Source organism: Bifidobacterium sp. UBA744 (assembly GCA_002298605.1).
GTDB lineage: Bacteria > Actinomycetota > Actinomycetes > Actinomycetales > Bifidobacteriaceae > Bifidobacterium.
Map to the genome: position 1 here is coordinate 5,483 of DBKS01000008.1, position 232 is coordinate 5,714.

The following is a 232-nucleotide window of genomic DNA, read 5'->3' on the forward strand; positions in this document are numbered from 1 at the left end:
GTCGCCATCCACCATCACCGTGGGCACCCTGCTCGGCAACGACCGCAAACCGATGGATCCTGATGCCAAATTGGGCAATGGCATCGGATCGCCCGACACCGCGGACAGGGCGGGGAGCGCAAACCCAACCACCGCGCCCGACGCCGCACGCACCGAGATTCGCCCCAACACCCCGCGCGTGCCCACCATGCCGGATGTACCGGTCGCCAATGTGGTGAACGATCTGGAAACC

Annotated in this window: 1 pseudogene; it reads left to right on the plus strand. The window is 65.9% G+C overall.

Going from position 1 to position 232, the window contains the following annotated elements:
- A pseudogene (locus tag B2994_RS00485) lies at positions 1-232 on the plus strand (hypothetical protein); the annotation flags it as partial.